This is a genomic window from Myxococcales bacterium (genome assembly GCA_022563535.1).
Classification (GTDB): Bacteria; Myxococcota_A; UBA9160; order UBA9160; family UBA4427; genus DUBZ01.
Genome location: JADFNE010000138.1, coordinates 1 through 4,957, shown reverse-complemented (window position 1 = coordinate 4,957; position 4,957 = coordinate 1). Strand labels below are relative to the sequence as shown.

Genomic DNA, 4,957 nt, shown 5'->3' with positions numbered 1-4,957 from the left:
CGTCTACTACAACACGATCCTGGGACGGATCGACCTACAAACCGGTAAGATCACCGGCAAGTGAGAAGGTGTAAACCATGTGCGTGGACTTTTGTTAACCATCTGCCCGACCGTTCACCCTCTTAATTAACCTATCCGCCGACCCGGATCGAGACAATCATCTCATCTACTCGGCCATTTGACGGAATGTCTGTTATCGGAAAATTCGAAAACCCTCGTTGAATCCCCTATCCCCCTCCGCACGCCGGGCCCGCGAAAACGCTTGGTTCTCAGTCGGCAACTCGTTCGCCCGCGGTAAGCGCCTCCCACAGCGCCTCGGCGATCAACGCGGCGATGCCAAACCCGATCGGAGGATTCCCATCGCGGCGGTAACGAAGAGCAGGACGAGCAGGACCCGGCCCGAATCTGAGATGGCGGGCAGGTCAACGCCACCGCAGAACTCGATCGGATCGTGGGCGCATCCGAGCATCGCGTCGCAGCTGTCGACCGTGCACGGATCTGCGTCGTCGCAGTCGGAGTCGTCCTGGCACTCGACTACTGCGCCGCCCGCCGCCAGGGCGTCTACGATTCCGGCTCCCGAATCTCGGTCGACGCCGACTTGCTCGATATCGAGGGCGGTGCTGTCGAGAGCGCTTCGGATCTCCGACGCGCTCGCCGCGCCGTTGACCTCGAGCAGAAGTGCCGTGATTGCTGCGGCGTGCGGTGCGGCGGCCGACGTGCCGCAGAAGGTCGAGAAGCTGGGCGTAGCAGTGCTCACGCAGTCCGCGGCGGTGAGATCGGGTTTCTGGCGAAGCTCCCCGCCTGTCGAGCCGTAGACGCCCGGCGTGATATCGCTGCCGTCGGCTTCGTAGAAGACCCGCCGAGGCCCATCAGAGCTGTAGGTCTGTACAGACTCGCTCCCGTCGAACGCACCGATTGCATCTCGTACGTCCACGGCCGCTACGCTGAAGGCGTCTCGCGCGGCGGAGTGGCCGGCGGTCTGTCCGTCGGTCGCGAACTCGAGCTGCCCGCGGTTCGCGTTCAAGTGGAGGAAGCGGTCAGAACCTGCGCTCTTTCGCACGATCAAGAGCTTCTTCCGCTTGTCATTCTGGGCAGCGCCGATGATCTCGAAAGGATCATCGTTGCCGTCCTGTATGGTCGTCGAGGCTGCGAAGACAACCGTCTCCGCCTTGTTCACGAGATACAGGTCGTAGTCGTTCGCCGAACTGCCCAGCGCGTCGGACCAGTGCAACGTGTAAACGGAGGGGGACGCCAACGTGATCTCGTTGAAGACGCCCGCCCCCAAAGTCGTGCGCGGCGTCGGTACCGCCTACAGGGCTGGCCGCCGCGCTGAAGTCCCCTTCCCAGACACCAGACGTGCCGTCGTTCAGGTTTCCTGCGTTACCCGCGGAGGAGAAGTACTCGGCGCCAGCCGCCGTCACCGTGTTGACCGCTTCGGCCACGTTGTCGTCCTGGAAGACACCTTCGGCGAAGTAACCGACGTCGTCGACGATCACGTCGGCACCCGCCACCTGGAGCGCCTCGATGTTGTCCGCGAAGGAGGCCTGACTGATGAAAGCGGTCGCGAAAATGAGGTCCGCCCCGGGCGCAAGATCGTGGATGATCTCGAGCATCGCGGTCCCCTCGCTGCCGGAGCCCGCCTGGCCGGAGAGGACCGTCACGCCTGGCGGAAGGTCGCCACTAGCCTGGAGGGAGGCCAGCGAGTCGACACCGTCCGACAGCACCCCAATGGAGATGCCCGTACCATCCACCCCGAAGCTCGCGCGCAGCTGATCGGCGCGGTGAGCTGTATCTCCTTCGGAGGTGTCAAGCTTGCGGGTGAAAGCTCGGTCCGCCGGAGAGATGGCGTCCACCGCGACCAGTTCGGCGAGAGAGCGGAGCTGGGCGATGGGAAGGCGCGCCCGCACTGAACGAAGATGCGCCGACGAGTGGATTACCGTTCCCCCGAGATCCGCGATGCGCTGTACGAGCTGTGTTGTGACGTCTGCCCGGATGTCGACGAGCGTCGATCCATCGGGCGCGATCTCGACGAGCGTGCGCAGCGTGGCGATCCCTCGCGCGATCGGGACACCTCGGCGCATGCGCTCGGCATGCAAGAGGTGGGAGCTGATCTTGCGTTCGGCGGGGGTGCGCGCCGCCTTCTCCTCGTACAGCGCGCGGATCTGGTCGACCAGTGCAGCGGGGATCCCCGTCGTCTGCGCTTGCACCTCGTGGACACCGGCCAACCAGAGCACGATTAGCAGGAACGCCATGCCTCGGCTGACTCGCGAAATACCCGTTTCTGCCATCAATATCGCTACGCCTCAACTTCGCAGAGGTTATCCCCTTCCAGCGCGAACAACGAAGAATGCCCTTCACCGGCGACATGGATATTCATTCGCAATAGAAACTGTAAGAGAGAAATTTCGGCAAAGCACGTTCACCTAGCGTCTCCTGTTTCGCCAGGACGCCCCGTTCCGGGCCTTCTACTTTGTCGCCATTTGTGGTCCAATCGGGCTAGATCGACAATCGGGATTCTCTCGCGAAGCAGTTCGGGTGATTCGTTGCACAGACAATTCGCAGCTCTGGGCCTGGTGATTCTGACGCTTCTCCCTGCGTGGTCGGGCGAGTCAAAGGCGGATCCGTGGCCTGGAGACACCGGCACGGAGATCGGCAACGTGGGCTCTCCCGGTGGGCTGCCCGCAGGCTACGAACCCAGCGGCGCTGTCTGGCATGAGCGGCTCGAGGTACTGCTGGTCGTCAGCGACGAGGGAAGCGTGAGCCGAATGGATGCGGACGGTCAGAACGTCACCACCTGGACGCCGGGCGGGGACCTCGAGGCCATCGCAATTGCAGATCCCCAGTCCGACCTGGTCTATCTCGGCAACGAACACCCGGATTCAATTCACGAGTTCGACCTCTCGACCGGAGCGCTCACCGGCAATTCGTGGGACCTGACGCCGTGGATGACAGGCCCGGGAAGTCCCGGGCTCGAAGGCCTCACGGTTGTGAATGGGTTGTTCTATGCGGGGCACCAACGCGAGGGAAACATCTACGTTTTTCGATTGCTCAACGGTGGGGGGGTCGAACTGATCGATGTGTTCGCCGCCCCGGCCGAGCGCGACGACGTGTCGGGCCTTCACTATGATGATTCCACACAGACGCTCTATGCCATCCATGACGACTTCGACGTCATCGTCGAGATGAATCCAGACGGAACGTTCATCCGCGAGTTCGATCTTCCAGGCGAAAACCAAGAGGGCATCGCTCTGGTCCCCGACTGCGGCGCGGCCACGTCCAGACTATTCGTCAGTGAAGACTCTCAAGCTTTATGGCGATATGAGTTCTATCCAGCTGCGTGCGTAAGCCCGCCCGCGATCCCCGCCCTATCCTGGCCGGGCGTGAGTGTGCTCATCGGCCTTCTGGTTGCGTCATCGATCGCCGCCGTGCCCCGTTTTACTCGGAAAGTCTAGACATGGGTGCGCCACCGAGAGGATTCGCGAGCAGCCCTTGGCTGCGATGAAACAAGCGCCGAAGGCGCCGCATAACCTCTGACCTACGGTTTAGGAAACCGCTTAGGAGTGTTTTACTCAGTTTGACTGAGTTGCTATGAGTTTGAATATGTTGAGGAAATTGGGATTCGAGTTTGATCCAGTTTGAGTGGTTTTGAGCCACTTCGACCTTTTTCGCACACTTTTCGCACACCACAGATGTGTGTCACCCCACTCCGATCGAGATTTCGGGCTGGGGCGCCCTGCCCACTCCCGGCTGATTGGTCGGGGATTGCGAGCGCCCCTCTCCCGCAGTTCTGCGTCGGTGACTCCAAGCCCTGCGCTCCTAGCGGATTCGAACGCATGACCCTCAGCTTGGGAAGCTTGTGTAGTAACTTGAATTCCGCCCTACTTCCGGCCACTTACAAATAATCCTGGGACGGCGAAAGTGGCTGGAATGGACTGCGCTTGACTAGGCTGCCCAACAGCAAACGCCACCCCGCGACATCAGCACCCCATGGTTGCCGCCGGCCTGGCCGCAGCTGAGATTGGTTGCGGTTGGCTGGTGCTGGCCCTGCTGCTGGCTGTCATGGCTGGGGCTGCGCTGGACTAGCTGGGATGAGGCGGCGGCAAAATGAACCGCGCTACTCGTCGGTGACCAAGATCGCCCTTCCAGTCACGCCCTTCGTATCTGAATCTCCGGGGTAGTAGACCCCTCCACTGTAAAATCCCGAGGTGCCCGACTGGCTCGACGTGCTGAGCAGTAGGACGCCGTTCGCCCCGATCCTCGCGGCTTGCCTCTTGAGTTCGTGTATCGCTCGGTCTACCGCTCCCTGCGAAGTGAACTCCACGTCGCTCGATGCTTCGACAAGTCCGATTGTTTCGTACTTCGAAGGCGGGTCCAGATAGACCTTCACCTGACTGGGGTCGATGGGCGCTCTCGCCTCGCCAGTCACAACAGCCGACCCCGACGCACAGCCAGAAATCGAGGCGAGGAGCGCGAAAACAAGGAGGATCACGTTCACTTCTGCTTCCCCTCTTTCCCGATCGAGAACCGGCGACCGCCGCCCAATAGATCGGTATCAACCGCCCAGCAACAACGCTGACCGGCCCCGACCCTGCCGCCACGATTGTATCACCCGGCGATCGGCTGCCATCGGGCCATTACAGCCCGTCCGATGTGCAGCTCTGCGCCTTGCCTTGGATATCTGTTAGAGCGACCATTCATCGTACTGGTGATGCCGAATCTGATCGAAATAAGAAGTAGAACGAGCAGGCATAAACGTGGCCACTGAAGATACCACCATAGAAAGTGCGCTCCTCAATTCGATCGCCGACAACAATCTAAAATCGCTTGCAGTGGACGGAACCGAACTTCTGCTCGATTCAATGCTTGACGACGGAGTATTGAAGGACATCCCCGTAATTGGAGTTCTGGCGCGACTCAGATCCGCAGGGGTTCACGTTCGCGATGCGCTATTCGCAAA

5 protein-coding genes are annotated in these 4,957 nt (G+C 61.0%); 2 read left to right on the top strand and 3 right to left on the bottom strand.

What is annotated here, in order from left to right:
* Positions 1 to 322: 322 nt before the first annotated feature.
* A complete protein-coding gene (locus IH881_20205) occupies positions 323 to 1,177 on the bottom strand; it encodes a S8 family serine peptidase (protein MCH7870021.1) in 855 nt (284 codons plus the stop codon).
* Positions 1,116 to 2,252, bottom strand: coding sequence for a hypothetical protein (locus IH881_20200; GenBank protein MCH7870020.1), 1,137 nt, complete (start codon positions 2,250 to 2,252; stop codon positions 1,116 to 1,118). The genes IH881_20205 and IH881_20200 overlap by 62 nt, the downstream gene beginning before the upstream one ends.
* A gap of 291 nt (positions 2,253 to 2,543) precedes the next feature.
* Here IH881_20200 and IH881_20195 point away from each other — a divergent pair, with 291 nt between their 5' ends.
* Complete coding sequence (locus IH881_20195; protein MCH7870019.1) at positions 2,544 to 3,452, top strand: SdiA-regulated domain-containing protein; 909 nt, start codon at positions 2,544 to 2,546, stop codon at positions 3,450 to 3,452.
* Positions 3,453 to 4,114: 662 nt separating this feature from the next.
* Here the strand turns inward: IH881_20195 and IH881_20190 are convergent.
* The gene (locus IH881_20190; protein ID MCH7870018.1) at positions 4,115 to 4,495 is read right to left on the bottom strand and encodes a hypothetical protein; all 381 of its coding nucleotides are present in this window, start codon (positions 4,493 to 4,495) and stop codon (positions 4,115 to 4,117) included.
* Positions 4,496 to 4,754: 259 nt separating this feature from the next.
* Here IH881_20190 and IH881_20185 point away from each other — a divergent pair.
* Positions 4,755 to 4,957: hypothetical protein (locus IH881_20185; protein MCH7870017.1), on the top strand; the 203-nt coding region annotated here is incomplete at its 3' end.

Bases quoted from the DNA above. Each gene is read 5' to 3' on its own strand.
- IH881_20200 (MCH7870020.1), bottom strand. From the start codon at position 2,252: ATGGCGTTCCTGCTAATCGTGCTCTGGTTGGCCGGTGTCCACGAGGTG.